At 63.5% G+C, this 18,643-nt stretch carries 19 protein-coding genes; 11 read left to right on the top strand and 8 right to left on the bottom strand.

The genetic code is table 11. The features are described from left to right. The first annotated feature begins 274 nt into the window (after positions 1–274). Positions 275–1,264, top strand: coding sequence for a BMP family lipoprotein (locus NKH71_RS06435; protein WP_023719004.1), 990 nt, complete (start codon positions 275–277; stop codon positions 1,262–1,264). A gap of 67 nt (positions 1,265–1,331) precedes the next feature. Here NKH71_RS06435 and NKH71_RS06430 read toward each other — a convergent pair whose 3' ends face one another. Then, entirely contained in the window at positions 1,332–1,541 is a 210-nt protein-coding gene (locus NKH71_RS06430) for a SlyX family protein (protein WP_031194007.1), read from the bottom strand. A gap of 181 nt (positions 1,542–1,722) precedes the next feature. Here NKH71_RS06430 and NKH71_RS06425 point away from each other — a divergent pair, with 181 nt between their 5' ends. Genes NKH71_RS06425 through deoA form a run of 6 tightly spaced genes read left to right on the top strand, consistent with a single transcriptional unit; the run spans position 1,723 to position 7,894 of the window. Next, positions 1,723–3,255, top strand: a complete 1,533-nt coding sequence (locus NKH71_RS06425; protein WP_023719006.1) for an ABC transporter ATP-binding protein — start codon at positions 1,723–1,725, stop codon at positions 3,253–3,255. Next, positions 3,252–4,391, top strand: coding sequence for an ABC transporter permease (locus NKH71_RS06420; protein ID WP_352484653.1), 1,140 nt, complete (start codon positions 3,252–3,254; stop codon positions 4,389–4,391). The genes NKH71_RS06425 and NKH71_RS06420 overlap by 4 nt, the downstream gene beginning before the upstream one ends. A 1-nt stretch (position 4,392) precedes the next feature. Then, entirely contained in the window at positions 4,393–5,364 is a 972-nt protein-coding gene (locus NKH71_RS06415) for an ABC transporter permease (protein WP_023719007.1), read from the top strand. Between the two features lie 6 nt (positions 5,365–5,370). After that, on the top strand, positions 5,371–5,763 hold the full coding sequence (gene cdd, locus NKH71_RS06410) for a cytidine deaminase (protein WP_352642860.1): 393 nt from the start codon (positions 5,371–5,373) through the stop codon (positions 5,761–5,763). Continuing rightward, on the top strand, positions 5,760–6,578 hold the full coding sequence (locus NKH71_RS06405) for a purine-nucleoside phosphorylase (protein WP_023719009.1): 819 nt from the start codon (positions 5,760–5,762) through the stop codon (positions 6,576–6,578). Before cdd ends, NKH71_RS06405 begins: the two co-directional genes overlap by 4 nt. Further along, positions 6,578–7,894, top strand: a complete 1,317-nt coding sequence (gene deoA / locus NKH71_RS06400; RefSeq protein ID WP_023719010.1) for a thymidine phosphorylase — start codon at positions 6,578–6,580, stop codon at positions 7,892–7,894. Before NKH71_RS06405 ends, deoA begins: the two co-directional genes overlap by 1 nt. Positions 7,895–7,897: 3 nt before the next feature. Here deoA and NKH71_RS06395 read toward each other — a convergent pair whose 3' ends face one another. From NKH71_RS06395 to NKH71_RS06385, 3 genes are all read right to left on the bottom strand, one after another. Then, a complete protein-coding gene (locus NKH71_RS06395; protein WP_023719011.1) occupies positions 7,898–8,458 on the bottom strand; it encodes a TIGR02281 family clan AA aspartic protease in 561 nt (186 codons plus the stop codon). A gap of 100 nt (positions 8,459–8,558) precedes the next feature. Beyond that, on the bottom strand, positions 8,559–9,188 hold the full coding sequence (gene upp, locus NKH71_RS06390) for a uracil phosphoribosyltransferase (RefSeq protein WP_023675320.1): 630 nt from the start codon (positions 9,186–9,188) through the stop codon (positions 8,559–8,561). A gap of 136 nt (positions 9,189–9,324) precedes the next feature. Beyond that, on the bottom strand, positions 9,325–10,299 hold the full coding sequence (locus NKH71_RS06385; RefSeq protein ID WP_352484651.1) for an adenosine deaminase: 975 nt from the start codon (positions 10,297–10,299) through the stop codon (positions 9,325–9,327). Positions 10,300–10,467: 168 nt separating this feature from the next. Here NKH71_RS06385 and ubiE point away from each other — a divergent pair, with 168 nt between their 5' ends. The 3 genes from ubiE to coaBC all read left to right on the top strand — a co-directional run bounded on the left by ubiE (position 10,468) and on the right by coaBC (position 14,419). Then, positions 10,468–11,244: a bifunctional demethylmenaquinone methyltransferase/2-methoxy-6-polyprenyl-1,4-benzoquinol methylase UbiE gene (gene ubiE / locus NKH71_RS06380; RefSeq protein WP_352484649.1), complete on the top strand. Its 777-nt coding sequence runs from the start codon at positions 10,468–10,470 to the stop codon at positions 11,242–11,244. Between the two features lie 70 nt (positions 11,245–11,314). Continuing rightward, complete coding sequence (gene ubiB, locus NKH71_RS06375) at positions 11,315–12,889, top strand: 2-polyprenylphenol 6-hydroxylase (RefSeq protein ID WP_352484647.1); 1,575 nt, start codon at positions 11,315–11,317, stop codon at positions 12,887–12,889. A 66-nt stretch (positions 12,890–12,955) separates the two neighbouring features. Continuing rightward, complete coding sequence (coaBC, locus tag NKH71_RS06370; RefSeq protein ID WP_352484645.1) at positions 12,956–14,419, top strand: bifunctional phosphopantothenoylcysteine decarboxylase/phosphopantothenate--cysteine ligase CoaBC; 1,464 nt, start codon at positions 12,956–12,958, stop codon at positions 14,417–14,419. An 18-nt stretch (positions 14,420–14,437) separates the two neighbouring features. Here coaBC and NKH71_RS06365 read toward each other — a convergent pair whose 3' ends face one another. Beyond that, positions 14,438–15,904 (bottom strand): MFS transporter, encoded by a 1,467-nt coding sequence (locus NKH71_RS06365; RefSeq protein ID WP_352484644.1) that lies wholly within the window; start codon positions 15,902–15,904, stop codon positions 14,438–14,440. Between the two features lie 323 nt (positions 15,905–16,227). On the opposite strand from NKH71_RS06365, the gene NKH71_RS06360 reads away from it, so the two are divergent. Further along, the gene (locus NKH71_RS06360) at positions 16,228–16,524 is read left to right on the top strand and encodes a hypothetical protein (RefSeq protein WP_352894656.1); all 297 of its coding nucleotides are present in this window, start codon (positions 16,228–16,230) and stop codon (positions 16,522–16,524) included. Positions 16,525–16,557: 33 nt separating this feature from the next. On the opposite strand, the gene NKH71_RS06355 is transcribed toward NKH71_RS06360, so the two are convergent. The 3 genes from NKH71_RS06355 to NKH71_RS06345 all read right to left on the bottom strand — a co-directional run bounded on the left by NKH71_RS06355 (position 16,558) and on the right by NKH71_RS06345 (position 18,553). Beyond that, positions 16,558–16,965: a DUF5615 family PIN-like protein gene (locus NKH71_RS06355; protein ID WP_352791342.1), complete on the bottom strand. Its 408-nt coding sequence runs from the start codon at positions 16,963–16,965 to the stop codon at positions 16,558–16,560. Next, a complete protein-coding gene (locus NKH71_RS06350) occupies positions 16,962–17,609 on the bottom strand; it encodes a DUF433 domain-containing protein (RefSeq protein WP_352791344.1) in 648 nt (215 codons plus the stop codon). Before NKH71_RS06350 ends, NKH71_RS06355 begins: the two co-directional genes overlap by 4 nt. Positions 17,610–18,079: 470 nt before the next feature. Continuing rightward, positions 18,080–18,553 (bottom strand): DUF992 domain-containing protein, encoded by a 474-nt coding sequence (locus NKH71_RS06345; protein ID WP_023719019.1) that lies wholly within the window; start codon positions 18,551–18,553, stop codon positions 18,080–18,082. Positions 18,554–18,643 lie beyond the last annotated feature (90 nt).

The following is an 18,643-nucleotide window of genomic DNA, read 5'->3' as shown; positions in this document are numbered from 1 at the left end:
TTGGGGCCGTCCCCGCACCGGGCGCCGCGGGCCCATTCCCGCCCGCGGCCCCCGCCTTTTTTGGCCCCCCTCCCCAATGTAATTGGCGGGGCCGCGGCTCGGGGGCGCCACGCTTTTCCAAAGGGTCAAAATTCCACGTGAATTTTGTTTCGGGCCGTGCCAGATTGGCCCGAAGCGGGAGGAAGACACTCCTGCCTGACGCCGAATGCCTGCCGGAGAACCGGGCCGGCATGCGGTGCATAATGGACAAATAACCGACAGGGGTGTGGATCACATGAAACGTATCGTACTCGGCCTCATGGCCGCAGCTGCAATGGTTCTTCCGGCCTTCGCCGCGGACATTCAACCCGCGCTTCTCTATGATCTCGGCGGCAAGTTCGACAAGTCGTTCAACGAGGCGTCCTTCCACGGCGCCGAAAAGTTCAAGACCGAGACCGGCATCCCCTATGTGGAATTCGAGGTCAGCAACGCCACCCAGCGCGAGCAGGCGCTGCGCCGTTTCGCCGAGGACGGCCGCAATCCGATCGTCATGGCGGGCTTCTCCTGGTCGGATGCGCTTGACAAGATTGCCACGGAATTCCCCGAGACCAAATTCGCCATCATCGACATGGTCGTCGACAAGCCCAATGTCCGCTCCCTCGTCTACAAAGAGCAGGAAGGCTCCTATCTCGTCGGCGTGATGGCGGCGATGGCTTCGAAGTCGAAGAAGGTCGGCTTTATCGGCGGCATGGATATTCCGCTGATCCGCAGATTCGGCTGCGGCTTTGTCGGCGGCGCCAAAGCGGCCGGCGCCACCGACGTCATCCAGAACATGACCGGCGATACGCCCGCAGCCTGGAACGATCCCGCCAAGGGCGGCGAGATCGCCAAGACGCAGATCGACCAGGGCGCCGACGTGATCTATGCTGCGGCTGGCGGCACCGGTGTCGGTGTGCTGCAGGCGGCGGCCGACGCGGGCAAGCTCGGCATCGGTGTCGATTCCAACCAGAACGGCTTGCAGCCCGGCAAGGTGCTGACCTCCATGGTCAAGCGTGTCGACGTTGCCGTCTACAACACCTTCATGGATGCCAAGGACGGCAAGTTCACGGCCGGCATCAACGATCTCGGCCTCAAGGAAGGCGGCGTCGACTACGCCATGGACGACAACAACAAGGCGCTTGTCGACGATGCGATGAAGGCAGCGGTCGAAAAGGCCAAGGCCGACATCATCGCCGGCACCATCAAGGTGCACGACTACATGTCGGACAATGCCTGCCCGTATTGATCGACAGACATTGCTGAGCTGACGAGCCGCCGGGTGAAAGCCCGGCGGTTTTGCATTGTCAGGCCGCTCACCAGTGCGGCGGCTTAGTCACCGGCACGTCGGGTGCGGCCTGTTCCTCCAGCGCCAGGAAGCGCTCGGCCAGCGCGTCGAGCTTGCGCTGCATGCGCTCGATCACCTTCCACTGCTCGGCGATCTGGCCGGACAGTTCCTCGATGGTCTTCTCCTGCTCGGCGGCGCGGATTTCCAGCGTCGTCAGCCGGTCGTCGGGCATGGTCATTTGAAATCCTCGATCAGGCGATTGTGCAGGGTGCGGCCACGTTGGAAATTGACAAGCATGACGGGATTTGTCGAGAGTGAACCGTGCTCCGGCCAATTGGCACAGACCCAATTGGCACAGACTGGGCGTCATGCTAGGCGTTTGACCAAGCGGTAAAAAAATAACAGTGGGAACAGGCTGCATGGCGCAAGCCGCAATCGAGCTGATCGGCATCGACAAGAGCTTTGGCGCCGTGCGCGCCAACCGCGACATCAATCTGGAAATTACGCGCGGCACCATCCATGGCATCGTCGGCGAAAACGGCGCCGGCAAGTCGACGCTGATGTCGATCCTTTACGGCTTCTACCAGGCCGACAGCGGCGAAATCCGTGTCGGCGGCCAGCCGGCATCGATCAAGACACCGAACGATGCGATCGCGCTCGGCATCGGCATGGTGCATCAGCACTTCATGCTGGTCGACAATTTCTCGGTGCTGGAAAATGTCATTCTCGGCGCCGAAAGCGATGCGCTGCTGAAGAAAAGCATCGCCAAGGCGCGTTCCGAGCTGGAGCGGCTCGAGCGCGAATACGGGCTCGAAGTCGATCCGGACGCGATCATCGAGGAGTTGCCGGTCGGCCTGCAGCAGCGCGTCGAAATCCTCAAGGCGCTCTATCGCGGCGCCGAGATCCTGATCCTCGACGAGCCGACCGGCGTGCTGACGCCGGCCGAAGCCGACCATCTGTTCCGCATCCTCAGGCAGTTGAAGGAGCAGGGCAAGACGATCGTGCTGATCACCCACAAGCTGCGCGAGATCATGGCGATCACCGACACGGTCTCGGTGATGCGCCAGGGCACCATGGTGGCGACACGCGAAACCAGGAAGACCACGGTCGAGGAGCTGGCCGAGCTGATGGTCGGCCGGCGCGTGCTGCTGCGCGTCGAGAAAGGCGAGGCGAAGGCCGGCGGCGTCAAGCTCGCGGTCAAGAACCTGACGGTCAAGGATTCCCGCGGCGTCACCATGGTCGACGACGTCTCCTTCGATATCCATGCCGGCGAGATCGTCGGCATTGCCGGCGTCGCCGGCAACGGACAATCCGAACTGCTCGAGGCGATTTCCGGCATCAGGCGCGCCGTTTCGGGTTCGGTCACGTTGGACGGCAAGCCGATCGACCTCACCGGCGCCGCCGATCCCGGTGAACTGCGCGAGCGCGGCCTTGCCCATGTGCCGGAGGACCGCCATCATGTCGGCCTGGTGCTGGCCTTCGAGGAGAACGAGAATTCGATTCTCGGCTACCAGGACGACGAGCGCTATCTGAAGGGGCCGTTTCTCGACATCGATGCCATCCGTAACGATGCCAGGGACAAGATCGTCAAATACGACATCCGACCGGCGGACTGCCGCCTCAAGACCGCCAATTTCTCCGGCGGCAACCAGCAGAAGATCGTGCTGGCGCGGGAAATGGAGCAGGATCCCGGCGTGCTGATCGTCGGCCAGCCGACGCGCGGCGTCGATGTCGGCGCCATCGAATTCATCCACAAGCGCCTAATCGCGATGCGCGACCAGGGCAAGGCGGTGCTGGTGGTTTCGGTCGAGCTCGACGAGATCCGCTCGCTTTCCGACCGCATTCTGGTGATGTTTGCCGGCCGCATCGTCGGCGAGCGCGGCCCCGACGCGACCGAGGGCGAACTCGGCCTGCTGATGGCCGGCGTCGAGCACCGGGAGGCCGCGGAATGAGCACTCCCTATGCCAAGCTGCCGGCCTGGGCCGATTATGTGCTGATCCCGCTGATCAATCTGTTCGTCGCCTTCGTCGTTGCCGGTTTCGTCGTCATATTGGTCGGCGAGAACCCGCTGCGTGCTGCGGTCATCCTGGTCGAGGGTGCCTTCGGTCGCGGCCAAGGCATCGCGTTCACGCTTTTCTATGCCACCACCTTCATCTTCAGCGGGCTGTCGGTGGCGGTTGCGGCGCATTGCGGCCTGTTCAACATCGGTGGCGAGGGCCAAGGCTATATCGCCGGTCTCGGCATCGGCATCGTTTGCCTGGCCTTCGACAGCGTGCTGCCTTGGTGGCTGACCTTCCCGATCGCCATTATCGCCGCCGCGGCGATGGGCGCGCTGTGGGCGCTGATCCCGGCCTATCTGCAGGCCAAGCGCGGCTCGCACATCGTCATCACCACCATCATGTTCAATTTCATCGCCGCCAGCGTCATGGTCTATGCGCTGGTGGGCATGCTGAAGCCGCCCGGCTCGATGGCGCCGCAGACGCGCACCTTCCTCGAAGGCGCACAATTGCCGAAGCTCAACTGGATCATCGAATTGTTCGGCGCCAAAATCCGTTCGGCGCCGTTCAACGTCAGCTCGCTGCTGGCGCTGGCCATGGCCTTTCTGGTGTGGGTCCTGATCTGGCGCACCAAGCTCGGCTACGAGATGCGTACCTACGGCCACAGCCCGAAAGCGGCGCGCTATGCCGGGATTTCGGAAATCCGCATCATCATCATTGCGATGATGATCTCGGGCGCGCTGGCCGGCATGATGGCGCTCAACCCGACGATGGGCGACCAGCACAATGTCGCGCTCGAATTCGTTTCGGGCGCCGGTTTCGTCGGCATCGCGGTGGCGCTGATGGGGCGACTGCACCCGGTCGGCATCGTGCTTGCCGCAATCCTGTTCGGCATGCTCTACCAGGGCGGCGCCGAGCTCGCCTTCGAGATGCCGGCGATCAGCCGCGACATGATCGTCATCATCCAGGGCCTGGTCATCCTGTTCGCCGGCGCGCTCGAGCATATGTTCCGGCCCTATGTCCAGGCGCTGTTCGCCTCGCTCAGCCCGAGATCGGTCGGCATGGAAGCGGTCAAGGGGAAGGGCGCCTGAGATGGATTTCTTCAACGCCATCGTACAGGTCCTGGACTCGACCATCCGTCTGTCGGTCCCCTTGCTGCTCGCCTGCCTCGCCGGCCTCTATTCAGAGCGGGCCGGCGTCTTCGACATCGGGCTCGAAGGCAAGATGCTGGTTGGCGCCTTCGCCGGTGCCGCCGCCGCCTCGGTCTTCCACTCGGCTTATGTCGGCCTCGGCATGGCCATACTCATCTCGGTCGCCTTCGCGCTGATCCATGGCTTTGCCTCGATCACCCATCGTGGCAACCAGATCGTTTCCGGCGTCGCGATCAATTTCATCGCCGCCGGATCGACGATCATGCTCGGCCAGGCCTGGTTCCAGCAAGGCGGGCGCACGCCGGCGCTGGCCGCCGGCGAGCGCTTCGAGACAATCATCTGGCCGGGCGCGGATGCGCTCAGGAGCGTGCCGATCCTCGGGCCGATCTATTCGGAACTCATCTCCGGCCACTCAGTGCTGGTCTATCTCGCCTTCCTGGCCGTGCCGTTCACCTGGTGGGTGCTGTTCCGCACCCGCTTCGGCTTGCGCCTGCGCGCCGTCGGCGAGAACCCGGCCGCGGTCGATACCGCCGGCATATCGGTCGCCTGGCTGCGCTATCGGGCGCTGATCTGCACCGGCGTGCTCACCGGCATTGCAGGTGCCTATCTGTCGATGGTGCAGAATGGCGGCTTCGTGAAGGACATGACCGCCGGCAAGGGCTACATCGCGCTGGCCGCGCTGATCTTCGCCAAATGGAAACCGGTCAACGCCATGTTCGCCTGCCTGCTGTTCGGCTTCCTCGACGCGGCGTCGATCCGCCTGCAAGGCACGCCGCTGCCGCTGATCGGCAAGGTGCCGGTGCAATTCATGCAGGCGCTGCCCTATGTGCTGACCGTCATCCTGCTTGCAGGCTTCATCGGCAAGGCAATCCCGCCGCGTGCCGGCGGCGTGCCTTATGTCAAGGAACGCTGATCTATCATGGCTCATGATCTGTTCGAAGCGGCGAAAGCCGCCATGGCCAACGCCTATGCGCCCTATTCGAAATTTCCGGTCGGCGCGGCGCTGCGCACCGAGGACGGCCGTGTCTTCACCGGCGCCAATGTCGAGATCGCGTCCTATCCGGAGGGCTGGTGCGCCGAAACCACCGCGCTCGGCCACTACATCATGGGTGGCGGCGGCAAGATCACGGAAATCGCCGTGATCGCCGAACGCGTGGCAAAATGCTCGCCCTGCGGTGGCTGCCGGCAGCGGCTGGCCGAATTCTGCCGGCCGGAAACGAAGTTCTATCTCTGCGATGATAGCGGCGTGGTCGAGACCGTGACCATGGGCGAGTTGCTGCCATACGGCTTCCAGGGCGATGTGTTGAAATGAAGGAAGCACTCGATCACCTCGTCGAAAGGCTGGACGGGCTGGCGCCGACCACTGCGCTGGTGCTGGGATCGGGGCTTGGCGGGCTTGTCGACAAGGTCGAGGATGCGGTGCGCATTTCCTATGCCGACTTGCAGGGCTTCCCCAGAAGCGGCGTCAGCGGCCATGCCGGCGAGGTGGTGGCGGGGCTCTTTGCCGGCACGCCGGTGCTGATGCTGTCCGGTCGCGCACACTATTACGAGCACGGCAACGCGGCGGCGATGCGGCCTGCACTCGAGGTGCTCGCCGGCCTCGGCATCTCCAGGCTGATCCTCACCAACGCCGCCGGTTCGGTCGATCCCGGGATGGGCCCGGGCTCGGTGATGCTGATCACCGACCACATCAATTTCTCAGGCTCCAACCCGCTGATCGGCGAGCCGAGCGACCGCCGCTTCGTCGGCCTGACCGAAGCATACGACGCCGGTCTCCGCTCCGCCATCGAGCAAGCCGCGAAGGCCACCGGTACCAGGCTGCACAAGGGCGTCTACATGTGGTTCTCCGGCCCATGCTTCGAGACGCCGGCCGAGATCCGCATGGCTCGCATCATGGGCGCCAACGCGGTCGGCATGTCGACGGTGCCGGAGGTCATTCTCGCCCGCTTCCTCGGGCTGCGCGTCGCAGCCTGTTCGGTCGTCACCAACCTTGCCGCCGGCATGACCGGAGCCGAGCTGTCGCACCAGGAGACCAAGGACATGGCGCCGGTCGGCGGCGCGCGGCTGGCGACCATTCTGCAGCGTGTTTTTCAGGACGGGCTTCCGGAGCACAGGGTAGACGCCTGATGCTTCCCCAGGAAATCATCCGCCGCAAGCGCGACGGTCAAAAACTCTCGGCTGAGGAGATATCGGCTTTCATCGAGGGCCTGACCGCCCGCACCGTTACCGACGCGCAGGTCGGCGCCTTCGCCATGGCGGTGTTCTTCAACGGCATGAGCCGCGACGAGGTGGTGGCGCTGACTATGGCGATGCGCGATTCCGGCGATGTGCTCGACTGGTCGGATCTGCCCGGCCCGGTCACCGACAAGCATTCGACGGGCGGCGTCGGCGACAATGTCTCCTTGATGCTGGCACCGATCGTCGCTGCCTGCGGCGCCTATGTGCCGATGATTTCCGGCAGGGGCCTCGGCCATACCGGCGGCACGCTGGACAAGATGGATGCCATCCCCGGCTACATCAGCCAGCCGGATGTTGCACGCTTCCGCAAGACCGTGCTCGAAACCGGCTGCGCCATCATCGGCCAGACCGCCGACCTCGCACCCGCCGACGCCAGGCTCTACGCCATCCGCGATGTGACGGGAACGGTGGAATCGGTGCCGCTGATCACCGCTTCGATCCTGTCGAAGAAGCTGGCGGCCGGCATCAATTCGCTGGTGCTCGACGTCAAGGTCGGCAACGGCGCTTTCATGGAGAAATCGCGCGATGCAACGGTGCTGGCCAACAGCCTGGTCGACGTCGCCAATGGCGCCGGCCTTAGGGCCTCGGCGCTGGTCACCGGCATGAACGAGCCGCTGGCGTCCGCTGCCGGCAATGCGGTCGAGGTGCGCAACGCCGTCGACTTCCTCACCGGCCGCTTCCGCGACCGGCGGCTGGAGGAAGTGACGCTGGCGCTGGCCGCCGAGATGCTGCAATCGGCAGGCCTGGTGCCGTCCAACCAGGACGGCCTGCGTCGCGCCGCCGAGACGCTGGCCGGCGGTCGCGCCGCTGCCATCTTCGCGCGCATGGTGGCGGCACTTGGCGGTCCCGCCGATTTCATCGAGAATCCGGAAAAATATCTGCCGAAAGCGGCAACGGAATTCGCCGTCAAGGCGAGCGCGAACGGCTTTGTCACCGGCATAGCAACCCGCGAGATCGGGCTTGCCGTGGTCGGGCTTGGCGGCGGGCGGACGCGGCCGGACGACAGGATCGATCACGCCGTCGGCGTCACCAGGCTGCTGCCGGTCGGCGCTGAAGTGCGGACCGGCGAGGCGCTGGCGCTGGTCCATGCCCGCAATGCCGGGGATGCCGAGGCGGCCGCGGCCGCCGTGCTTTCGGCCTATACGATCGGGACTTCCAAACCGGCCGCGGAGAAAACCGTCATCCGGCGGATCCTGCCGCGCTGATAGTCACTGAACCAGCAGCAGCGTGCCGTCTTCGACCTGATATTTTTCGAGCCGCTGCAGAAAGCTCATGCCGATCAGGTTGGTGTGCAGCGCCCTGTCGTCGAGTACGACGGCCTCGACGCCCTCGACGGTGATCCGGCCGATCTGCAGGCGGTCGATCGTCACCACGGCGGCCTTGATCGCACCGTTGGCGGTGTTGACCTGATGGCTGAAGTCGGTCGAATTGAGCGAGATGCCGATCCTGCGCGCGGTCGAGCTGTTGATGGCGACGAGCGTCGCACCGGTATCGATCATGCCTTCGATCTGGCGGCCGTTCAACTTGAAGACCGACATGAAATGCCCGCGCGCGTCCGCGGTGACGACGACCTTGCGGCCGAGCGGCTGCGGCGTCGCCGGCCTGTCCGGGACGGCGGCGAGGTTCAGGTCGGTTTGGGTGTCGGCCGGCTTGGCTCCGATGGCGGATTTCAACAGCCGCTCGATCGTCTGTGGATTCGACTGATAGACGATCGGCAGCGATGCCGACGTTCCGGCAAACACGCCAAGGATGAGAAGCTTGCGCAGCATGGACCGGCCTTTGTGGTTGCCGATCCTTAGTCCGACAAGGTGTTTGCCGCTTTAACGAATGCGGAAACCAGCCGTTTGCGTAAACAATCGGTAAACGGACCTATTTGGTGCCGTACATACGGTCGCCGGCATCGCCGAGGCCGGGCATGATGTAGCCCTTCTCGTTGAGTTGGCGGTCGATGGAAGCGGTGAAGACCGGAACATCGGGATGCGCCTGGGTAAAACGCTCGAGGCCCTCTGGTGCCGCCAACAGGCAGAGGAAGCGGATGTTGGTGGCGCCGCGGCCTTTCAGCTTGTCGATCGCCGCGATCGCCGAATTGGCGGTCGCCAGCATCGGATCGACGACGATCACCAGCCGGTCGGCGAGGTCGCCCGGCGCCTTGAAGAAATATTCGACCGCTTCCAGCGTCTCATGGTCGCGGTAGAGGCCGATATGGGCGACACGCGCCGCCGGCACCAGATCGAGCAGGCCTTCGAGCAAGCCGTTGCCGGCGCGCAGCACAGAGGCGAAGACGAGTTTCTTGCCCTCCAGCGTCGGCGCCTCCATCGTCTCGATCGGCGTCTCGATCGTCGTCGTGGTCAGTTCGAGGTTGCGGGTGACCTCATAGCCGAGCAGTAGCGAGATCTCGCGCAGCAGCCGCCGGAACCCGGCCGTCGAGGTTTCCTTCTTGCGCATGATGGTCAGCTTGTGCTGGACAAGCGGATGGTCGACGACGGTGACGCCCTTCATGGTGTTCTCCGAACTGCGCAGGTGAATAGTGAATGGTGTATGGTGAATAGTGAATAGTGAACTGGTTTGCGAGTCCTTGGTTGCGCGGAAAAACTCGCGGTTGACGGACCGAAGCGCCAGGCTCGCAATTCACCATTCACCTGCCCTTGGCGCCGAGCCTGCCCAGCAGCGCCGCCCTGGTCTTCCTGTCGACGAAAGCTGCCTCGATGGCCGTCCTGGTGACGGCGGTGAGCGCCTTGTCATCCATCGCAAAATGTTCGGCGGCGATGTCGTATTCGCGCTTCAGCGAGGTCCAGAAATAGGGTGGGTCGTCGGAGTTGAGCGTCACCTTGCAGCCCGCCGCCCTCAAAGCAGGAAAGGGATGGTTGGCGAAGCTGTCGAAGATTTTCAGGGCGATGTTGGAGCCGGGGCAGCATTCGAGCACGACGCCTTCGTCGGCGATGCGCCGCACGAGATCGGGGTTCTCGATGGCGCGCACGCCGTGGCCGATGCGAGAGGGGCGGATATGGTCGAGTGCCGCCTCGACGCTCTCCCAGCCCATCAATTCGCCTGCGTGCACGGTGATGCCGAGGCCGGCCTCGCGGGCGATCTCGAAGGCCCTGACATAATCTTCCAAATCGCCAATCCGCTCGTCGCCGGCGACGCCGAAGCCGGTGACCAGCGGATGCCCGCTGCGGGCGGCGAAACGCGCCGCCCGCTCGATCGATTCGACACCGAAATTGCGCACGCCGGTGACGATCATGCGGCCTTCGATGCCGGTCTTCGCCTTGGCGCGGGCCATGCCTTCGCCGAGCGCATCGGTATAGGCCTTCGGCGACAGCCCGGCCTTGCCGGCATGGTCGGGCGAGGTGAAAACCTCGGAATAGATGGCGCCGTCGCGGGCGAGGCTGGTCAGGTAGTGATCGGCCAGCCGCGCATAGTCTTCTTCGGTGCGGAACAGGTCGGAGGAGAAGTCGTAGGCGGCGAGGAAAGAGGTGAAATCGTGCCAGACGAAGGAGCCGTTCTGGATATAGGGCGAGGCATCCCTGCCGTATTTCTCGGCCTGGCGGAGGACGAGTTCAGGCGCCGCTGCCCCTTCGATGTGGCAGTGCAGTTCTGCTTTCAAAGGCATTCAATTATCCCGTCAGGCCTTTTTCTTATGACGCAGGTTCTGGTCGGAAAACCGTGCGACGCTTTTCCGGAACCTGCTTCGAAGCGCGGCCGAACACCGCGCCTTAAACAATAGCGTCCGCACCATCGATCGGCTATGGTCCCGCCGATTTTATGGCGGATCAAAACGATGTCGGTTGAAAGAACCACGGCTGCGGGCGGCATGGAAACCTCCTATGGTTTCAAGCGGGTAGGGCCAGGCGACAAGCAGCCCCTGGTCAATGATGTTTTCCACAAGGTGGCGAACCGGTACGACCTGATGAACGACCTGATGTCGGCCGGGTTGCATCGGTTGTGGAAGGACGCCATGGTCGCCTGGCTCAATCCACCGAAGCGGCCGGGCTGGCGCGTTCTCGACGTTGCCGGCGGCACCGGCGACGTCGCCTTCCGCATCGTCGAGGCGAGCGCCAGGCACGCCCATGCAACGGTTCTCGACATCAACGGCTCGATGCTCGCCGTCGGCCGCGACCGAGCCGAGAAAAAGGGCCTGTCGGCAAATACCGATTTCGTCGAGGCCAATGCCGAGGAACTGCCTTTTGCCGACGCTACTTTCGATGCCTACACCATTGCTTTCGGCATCCGCAACGTGCCGCGCATCGATGTGGCGCTTGCCGAAGCCTATCGCGCGCTGAAGCCTGGCGGGCGCTTTCTCTGCCTTGAATTTTCCGAGGTCGAGATGCCGCTGCTCGACAAGGTCTATGAGGCATGGTCGTTCAACGCCATCCCGCGGATCGGCAAGGCGGTGACCGGCGACGGCGAGCCCTACTCCTATCTGGTCGAATCGATCCGCAAATTTCCCAATCAGCAGAATTTCGCGGCGATGATCTCGCGCGCGGGCTTCGAGCGCGCCTCATTCCGCAACTATTCCGGCGGCATCGCCGCGCTTCATTCGGGCTGGAAGCTTTGAGGCTGGCCCGCATTTTCATAGCCCGACGTGCCTTTCGCCAGTTCAGGAAACCGGCAAGGCAAAGCCAGCCATGAGCAGCATAGGCGCTGGTTTCAGGCTCGTGCGGGCCGGCTGGGTGCTGGTCCGCGAGGGTGTCATCGCGGCGTTGCCCGGCGACGAACTCTTCGGCCTGCCGAAATTCGGCTGGCGCATGGCCCGGCTGTTCACCCGTCGCCGCGCGCTTGCCTACGAGCGCGGCGACCGGCTGGCCAAGGCGGTCGTGCGGCTCGGCCCATCCTACGTCAAGCTCGGCCAGTTCCTGGCGACGCGGCCGGACGTCGTCGGCAACGACATAGCGCTCGATCTCGCCATGCTGCAGGACAAGATGCAGACATTTCCGAAGGCCGAAGCCATAGCGGCAATAGAGGCCTCGCTCGGACGCAAGGTCGGCGAGCTCTATGCCAGTTTTGGCGAGGCCGTCGCCGCCGCCTCGATCGCCCAGGTCCATACCGCCGAAACCCTGCAGGACGGCGTCGTTACCCGGGTGGCGGTGAAGGTCATCCGGCCGGGCGTGCGCCGCCGCTTCTTTCGCGATCTCGAGAGCTATTTCCTCGCCGCCCGGCTGCAGGAAAAATATATCCCGTCGTCGCGCCGGCTGCGGCCGGTCGAGGTGACGGAGACGCTGGCCCAGACCACCAAGATCGAAATGGATTTGAGGCTGGAGGCGGCGGCTTTTTCGGAGCTCGCCGAAAACACCAAGGACGATCCCGGCTTTCGCGTGCCGTCGGTCGACTGGGAGCGCACCGGCCGCGATGTGCTGACCATGGAGTGGGTCGACGGCATCAAGATGAACGATATTGTCGGCCTGACCGCCGCCGGCCACGACCTGAAGGCGATCGCCGCCAATCTGGTCCAGTCGTTCCTGCGCCATACGCTGCGTGACGGTTTTTTCCACGCCGACATGCATCCGGGCAACCTGTTCGTCGAGGCCGACGGCACCATCGTCGCCGTCGACCTCGGCATTGCCGGCCGGCTCGGCAGGAAGGAGCGCCGGTTCCTCGCCGAAATCCTCTACGGCTTCATCACGCGCGATTATCAGCGCGTCGCCGAGGTCCATTTCGAGGCCGGCTACGTGCCGCGCCAGCACAATGTCGCAGCTTTCGCCCAGGCGATCCGGGCGATCGGCGAACCGATCCACGGCCAGCCGGCCGAGACCATCTCGATGGCCAAGCTGCTGACGCTGCTGTTCGAGGTGACCGAGCTCTTCGACATGGCGACGCGATCCGAGCTGGTGCTGCTGCAGAAGACCATGGTCGTTGTCGAGGGCGTCGCCCGCACCCTCGACCCGGCCTTCAACATGTGGAAGACGTCGGAACCTGTGGTCAGCGGCTGGATTGCCCGCAATCTCGGCCCGCGCGCTTTGCTGGCCGATGCGCGCGACGGCGCCAACGCGCTGCTGGCGCTGGCCCGCCAGGCGCCGGACCTCGCCGCCCGCACCGAGCGGCTGTCGCGCGAGATCGACCTGATGGCCGAACACGGCCTGCGCTTCGACGAAAGGACCGCGCACGCGATCGGCAAGGCCGAGGCGCGCTACACCCGCTCCGGCCGGCTGGCGCTGTGGGTAATCGCATTGACGCTGGTGTACATCGCCTGGAAGCTGCTTTAGCGGCTTGTTCCCGATTGATCGCATTGATATCATTGCTTGCAGCGATCTCGGGCAAAGTGCAATCACATGGCCAGCATCACCATCCGCAACCTTGATCACGAGGTCAAGGATATGCTGCGCCGATTGGCTGCGGAGAATGGCCGGTCGATGGAAGACCAGGCGCGGGTCATGATCCGCGCAGCGGTCGAAGGTCAACTCGGTTCGTCCGGCCGCATCGACCAGATCGAGAAAACGTTGCGCGAACTGACAAGCTTGCAGAATCCTGCAGCTCCGGTGGTCGCGGTCCCCAGCCAAGTCGCGCGAGGTGTCCTCTCCGGCAAGCGCATCCTGCTGATCATCGGCGGCGGTATCGCCGCCTACAAGGCGCTCGACCTGATCCGCCGGCTGCGCGAGCGCGGTGCTTCGGTGCGCGTGGTGATGACCGCCGCGGCGCAGCAATTCGTCACCACGCTGTCGGCCGGAGCGTTGTCCGCCCATCATGTCTTCACCGAGCTGTTCGACCGGCAGGACGAGCACGACATCGGCCACATCCGGCTTTCGCGCGAGGCCGACCTTGTGGTCGTGGCGCCGGCCACCGCCGACCTGATGGCAAAGCTCGCCAACGGCCACGCCAACGATCTTGCCTCGACGGTGCTCATCGCAACCGACAAGCAGGTTTTGATGGCGCCGGCTATGAACCCGAAAATGTGGACACACTCGGCGGTCCGGCGCAACCGCTCGACGCTGGGCAAGGACGGCGTCGCATTCGTCGGCCCGGCGAAAGGCGAGATGGCCGAAAGCAACGAAGCGGGCGAGGGCCGCATGGCCGAGCCGCTGGAGATCGTGACCGCGATCGAGGCGCTGCTCGACAGTCGGCCAAAGCCGCTGGCGGGCAGGAAGATCCTTGTCACTTCTGGGCCGACGCATGAACCGATCGACCCGGTCCGCTACATCGCCAACCGTTCGTCGGGCAAGCAGGGCCATGCCATCGCGGCGGCGCTGGCCAGGCTCGGCGCCGACGTGCGTCTCGTCTCCGGTCCGGTCGGCATTGCGGATCCGGCCGGCGTCGCCACGCTGCATGTCGAAACGGCCGTCGAGATGAAGGATGCGGTCGAACAGCTGCTGCCGGCCGACGCGGCAGTGTTCGTCGCGGCTGTCGCCGACTGGCGCACTCAAAGTTCGGCCGGGGAAAAGATCAAGAAGGTGGCGGGCGAGGGGCCGCCGGCGCTGCAGATGGTGGAAAATCCCGATATTCTTGCCGGTGTCGGGCATCACAAAAGGCGGCCGATGCTGGTGGTCGGTTTCGCCGCGGAGACGCAGGACCTGGTCAGGAATGCCGAGGCCAAGCTTGCGAAAAAGGGTGCCGATCTTATCGTCGCCAATGATGTCTCGCATGAAGATGGTTCCCCGGGCGTGATGGGCGGCGACCGCAACAAGGTGCGGATCGTCTCGAAGGCCGGCGTTGAGGAATGGCCGGAGATGAGCAAGGACGAGGTGGCGACGCGGCTCGCGGCACTGATCGCCGACCGGCTGAAGACGGTCGTGGTTTAGCGATCTCCCCTCGGGTGTTTAGCCGATCTCACCTCTCGTGGGGGAGATTGGCAGCTTCGCCGGCCGCGCGTCGTCGCGAGCCCCCGAAATCCGCAAGGCGGCAAGGCATCCCAGGATGCCGAGCGGTATGAAGGCGAGGAACAGCCAGGCGGCGACGTTTGCCGCGGCCTCGCGGTTCAGGCCTTCGGAAAAGCCGCTGGCGTTGGCGACGATGCCGGTCAGTGCCGCACCCACGGCATAGCCGATGCGCTGCATGGTCGGCACGGCGGCCGAGGCGATCGTCTGCTCGCCTTCCTTGGCCGATGCCACGATGACACGCGTGACAAACGGCCAGGCGATGCCGAAACCGCCGCCTTGCAGCAAGGCACAAAGCAGGATCAACGGGATCGAGCCCGCCGGCACCGTGTAGGCGAAACCCGCGACGCCCGTGGCGATCATCAGCGCCCCGCCGACGATGATCAGCCGCTCGCGCTCCGGCGGGGCATTGGCGACGAGGATCGACAGGATCGACCAGGCGATCGATTCGGCGGCGATGATATAGCCGGTGGTGAGGATCGGAATGTCGTGCAGGCTGGTCAGGAGCAGTGGCCCGTAGACCGCAAACGAGCAGGTCGCCACCGAAAACGCCGCGACCATGGTCATGCCCGCGCCGACCGGCGAGCGCCATGAAAACAGCCGCGACGGGAACAGCCGCGAGCGCGGCTTCAGCGCGTCGATATAGACGAACAGCGCCAGGCCGATCATGCCGAGGGTGAGCAGCAGCGACGAGCGCAGCAGGGCGATGTCGACGCCGGCGGTGGCGATCAGCACGACGCTGACGGCAAGACAGCCAAGTGCCGCAAACGGGAAGGGCGGCGCCGACCCGCCGGTCGCCTGCGGCCTTGTTGCTTTAGGTGTATCGAGCACGAGGAAGCTTGCCAGCGCCATGGCCGTGCCGCCGAGGGTGAAGACGCCGAAGGCCCAGCGCCAGGACAGCAATTCGGTCATGACCGCGCCGAGCACCGGCCCGCTGAAGGCGGCGACGCCCCAGATCGCCGACATAACGCCGAAAAGCTGCGGCCAGATCGCGCGGGCAAACAGCCGCTCGACCGAGACGAAGGCCAGCGACACCAGCGCGCCACCGCCAAGCCCTTCGATCAGGCGGCCGGAGAGGAACAGCGGCATCGACGGCGCGGTGGCGCAGACCAGCGCGCCGGCGGCATAGAGCAGGGCGGCGGCCGTCATGTTGGTGCGCAGCGCGACATAGCTCACCAGCCGTCCGGCGGCCGCACCGGCAACGATGGCGCCGAGCTCGTAGATCGCCAGCGACCAGCCGACCAGCTGCACGCCGGCGAGCTCGCCGACCATGGCCGGCATGACCGTTGCCACCATGGTTTCGTTGGTGGCGTGCAACAGGATGCCGAGGCTGATGAAGCAGAAGCGCGCCAGATCGCCGCTCGCCCACAGCGCGCGCCAATCGACCCTGTTTGTGCTTGTTTTGGTCACATCGATCTCCCCGCGCGCTGTCCAAAACGTCAAATTGTCGTCCCGCGTGTCCAAGGACGCGCGGCGCACTGCCTGAAAGGGCTTGTAAAACCTCAACCGCGGTTGAGCTCAAGGGTTCTTTTGAATGTGCTTGCGCGACGCGGGATCGCGGTCGAACGGCCACTCGCCCAATGCGCCAAAAGCGTGCGGCCTTTGCGCGGATTCACGCGATGCGCTTTAAAGTCTTAAGTCTTTGTTTTAGGAAATTATCTCTTGAGCCAAGTGTCGCAATTTAGCCAAGGATACGGCGCACTTGCTCACTCGCCACATGGAGAGTTCTTGTCGTGTCGCAGCGCATGTTTGGAATGGCCTTTCAGAATTGGCAGGTTGAACGCCCGCGCGAGAAGGGTCCCTCGATTTACGATGTTGTCAGCGCCGAGATTGGAAATCGTTTCCAGATGAAACCTTGGCCGCGACCGTGGGAAGACCAGTGTCAGGCGCTTATGCAATTGTGCGAAAAGCATATCGAGGCTAATCATTGGCCACCGGCAATCGAATGCCTCTGGGCAGCTATCAATATCTGCAATGATGCGGGTCGAAAAGGCTTGGTTCCCGGATGGGTTGAGCCGCCGCCTGCCTAAGGACGCCGGTCCCGTCTATCGCCCGACGATCGTTTATCGATTTGATCTCATGTGATGCGGGCCAACGTCTACCCACATGCGGCGGGTCGGCTTTTGTTCGCTGAAACCCCATTCATGCTGGATCAAGGACATCGCTTGCTCAAGCCGCTTTGCCGCCAACACCTCATTGCAGCACAAGCGAATGACGCTCAGCGTGTCGAAGCGATCGCCTTTCGGTGTAACGCCGTATCGCTTTGCGATCTGCTTCATGTCGCCGTCAATGGCGACCAATATTGCTTTATTCTCCAGCGCCGCTGCACATACAGCTTCGTCCGGCGTTCTCTCAGGCAATGCATTGCGATGATAGATGACTTTGCATCCGTGCTTAGCAAAGACTCCGCCAACTGAATCGGGTACTCCCGCATCGAGAAATACCCGAATTTTGGGGGGCGCCGGATTCAAGCGGCGGCGGCGGTGTGAGCTATCGCCGCGCGAATATCGTCTTCAGTGAGGGTCGGGTACTCCTTGGCGATTTTCTCGACGGAGTATCCAGCGTCGGCAAAGGCCTTGACGCTTCTCACCGGAATACGCGTGCCGGCTATAACAAGCTGATTATGTGCCACCCCGCGCCGACGGTCGAACTTCCCGATTGACGATGCATCGCGATGGCTGAGCTGCTTTACGGCCTCCTTCATATCCCCGGTGACCACCTTAAGTGGGATTTGAAGAACGCCCTGTCCCGACACAACTTCCTCTTTCGCCCGCGTCTTTGGGTTGTCAACAACCACGCGCTTCTTGAGAACATAGAGCGTCGTTTTTGCCCACATGTCGTCGCCAAGGTGAGACAGTTTTTCCTTCACCTCGCGGAGGTGATCAAGCGGCACCCTCGACTCATTTCGAAGTTCATTGAGAACCTTAAGCGAAACCACATCCCGGAAAGAGTAGAGGCGGCTGTAGGGGCGGCTGCGATCAGCATAGGCCAGGGTCGGAACGAAAAACTGATCGTTATCCCAATAGCGAAGTTGGCGCTTACTGACTCCAGTAAGACGTTCGACGTGATCTTCGGTGAACGCCGAAACCAGGGTTTTCGAATCAGCCTTGGCCATTGCCACTCCCTCACGTTGCATCGTATTCCTTGTGCTGTAACGCGCAAGGCGGCATTTTAAACCGATGGAATAGTCTCAATTCTCACTTACGGAAGCATTGAAAAGTGGGCGTTTGGAGGAATTTATTGTCCAGCAAGAAGCTAAGGGCGTCGGCCTGTTGACGAGGCCGCCTTCCTGTCTGCGGCCCCCAAAGTCAACAAACCCGAGCAACAATCAGATCAAACATCGCGTTATGCATCACGCGGCGGTTCGACTGGAAAGTGAACTCTGCAAGATAGCGGTCCCTGTACTTGGTCGACACGTGAGACCGTGCCAGCGGTCAGGTAACGTTGCCGCCCGCGCGCAAGCGAAAGCGCGACGGACTATCATGCCGTGGAACGTCGAAAGATTGAGGCACTTCCGGCAAGGTGCGTCATGCCGACGCGACGTCCATGACATGCTGAAGGCACGCATCGTATGTTGGCCGCTCGCTATTTGAACGAATGGATCAAGTCCAGCGAAGTGACGGCGACCGCCAGATTGACGCCGGTCTGCGCCTGGACACTGAGCGGCTGCAGCGAAAAGGCGCTGCCGAGGCCGCCGACCAAAAGGTTGGCGCCGCCACCGGTGACCACGCTCGCCTCGGCATTCACGCCATAGTAGCTGCCGGCAAGATCGCCTTCATCGTGGTTGCGGGTTGCCGCCAGAACCGCCCATGCCAGTTGGCCCTGATGCGTCCGGCCGACGTCGACGCCGAGCTTGGAAATTACCCCGGTATAGACTTCGGGTGGGCCGCCACGATGCGGACGAAAGACACAGGAAACACCCTTGTTGGAGGTGACCAGATAGGCCGTGCCACCGTCGATGGTGCAGTCGAGCACGCCGAGCTGGAGCTTGCCGGCGCTGGCGGGAGCGGCAACGACGGTCGTGGCGAGTGCGGCGGCACAGGCAAGTTGCTTGATCATGGGAGGGTCCTTTCCAAATGGCTTTGAACAACGGCTGACCACGCCGAGCGTTCCGCCGAAAACTTGGCGCCAGCAAGGCAAGGCTAAACG

Source organism: Mesorhizobium sp. M0983 (assembly GCF_040318975.1).
GTDB lineage: Bacteria > Pseudomonadota > Alphaproteobacteria > Rhizobiales > Rhizobiaceae > Mesorhizobium.
The sequence above is the reverse complement of the archived record's forward strand: the minus strand, read 5'-3'. Positions and strand labels throughout refer to the sequence as shown.

Coding starts and splice junctions, on each gene's coding strand:
- coaBC (WP_352484645.1), top strand. CDS start 12,956: ATGGCCAGCATCACCATCCGCAACCTTGATCACGAGGTCAAGGATATG.
- cdd (WP_352642860.1), top strand. CDS start 5,371: ATGGCTCATGATCTGTTCGAAGCGGCGAAAGCCGCCATGGCCAACGCC.
- ubiB (WP_352484647.1), top strand. CDS start 11,315: ATGAGCAGCATAGGCGCTGGTTTCAGGCTCGTGCGGGCCGGCTGGGTG.
- NKH71_RS06350 (WP_352791344.1), bottom strand. CDS start 17,609: ATGGCCAAGGCTGATTCGAAAACCCTGGTTTCGGCGTTCACCGAAGAT.
- upp (WP_023675320.1), bottom strand. CDS start 9,188: ATGAAGGGCGTCACCGTCGTCGACCATCCGCTTGTCCAGCACAAGCTG.
- NKH71_RS06420 (WP_352484653.1), top strand. CDS start 3,252: ATGAGCACTCCCTATGCCAAGCTGCCGGCCTGGGCCGATTATGTGCTG.
- NKH71_RS06345 (WP_023719019.1), bottom strand. CDS start 18,553: ATGATCAAGCAACTTGCCTGTGCCGCCGCACTCGCCACGACCGTCGTT.
- ubiE (WP_352484649.1), top strand. CDS start 10,468: ATGTCGGTTGAAAGAACCACGGCTGCGGGCGGCATGGAAACCTCCTAT.
- NKH71_RS06415 (WP_023719007.1), top strand. CDS start 4,393: ATGGATTTCTTCAACGCCATCGTACAGGTCCTGGACTCGACCATCCGT.
- NKH71_RS06385 (WP_352484651.1), bottom strand. CDS start 10,299: ATGCCTTTGAAAGCAGAACTGCACTGCCACATCGAAGGGGCAGCGGCG.
- NKH71_RS06395 (WP_023719011.1), bottom strand. CDS start 8,458: ATGCTGCGCAAGCTTCTCATCCTTGGCGTGTTTGCCGGAACGTCGGCA.
- NKH71_RS06405 (WP_023719009.1), top strand. CDS start 5,760: ATGAAGGAAGCACTCGATCACCTCGTCGAAAGGCTGGACGGGCTGGCG.
- deoA (WP_023719010.1), top strand. CDS start 6,578: ATGCTTCCCCAGGAAATCATCCGCCGCAAGCGCGACGGTCAAAAACTC.
- NKH71_RS06435 (WP_023719004.1), top strand. CDS start 275: ATGAAACGTATCGTACTCGGCCTCATGGCCGCAGCTGCAATGGTTCTT.
- NKH71_RS06425 (WP_023719006.1), top strand. CDS start 1,723: ATGGCGCAAGCCGCAATCGAGCTGATCGGCATCGACAAGAGCTTTGGC.
- NKH71_RS06430 (WP_031194007.1), bottom strand. CDS start 1,541: ATGACCATGCCCGACGACCGGCTGACGACGCTGGAAATCCGCGCCGCC.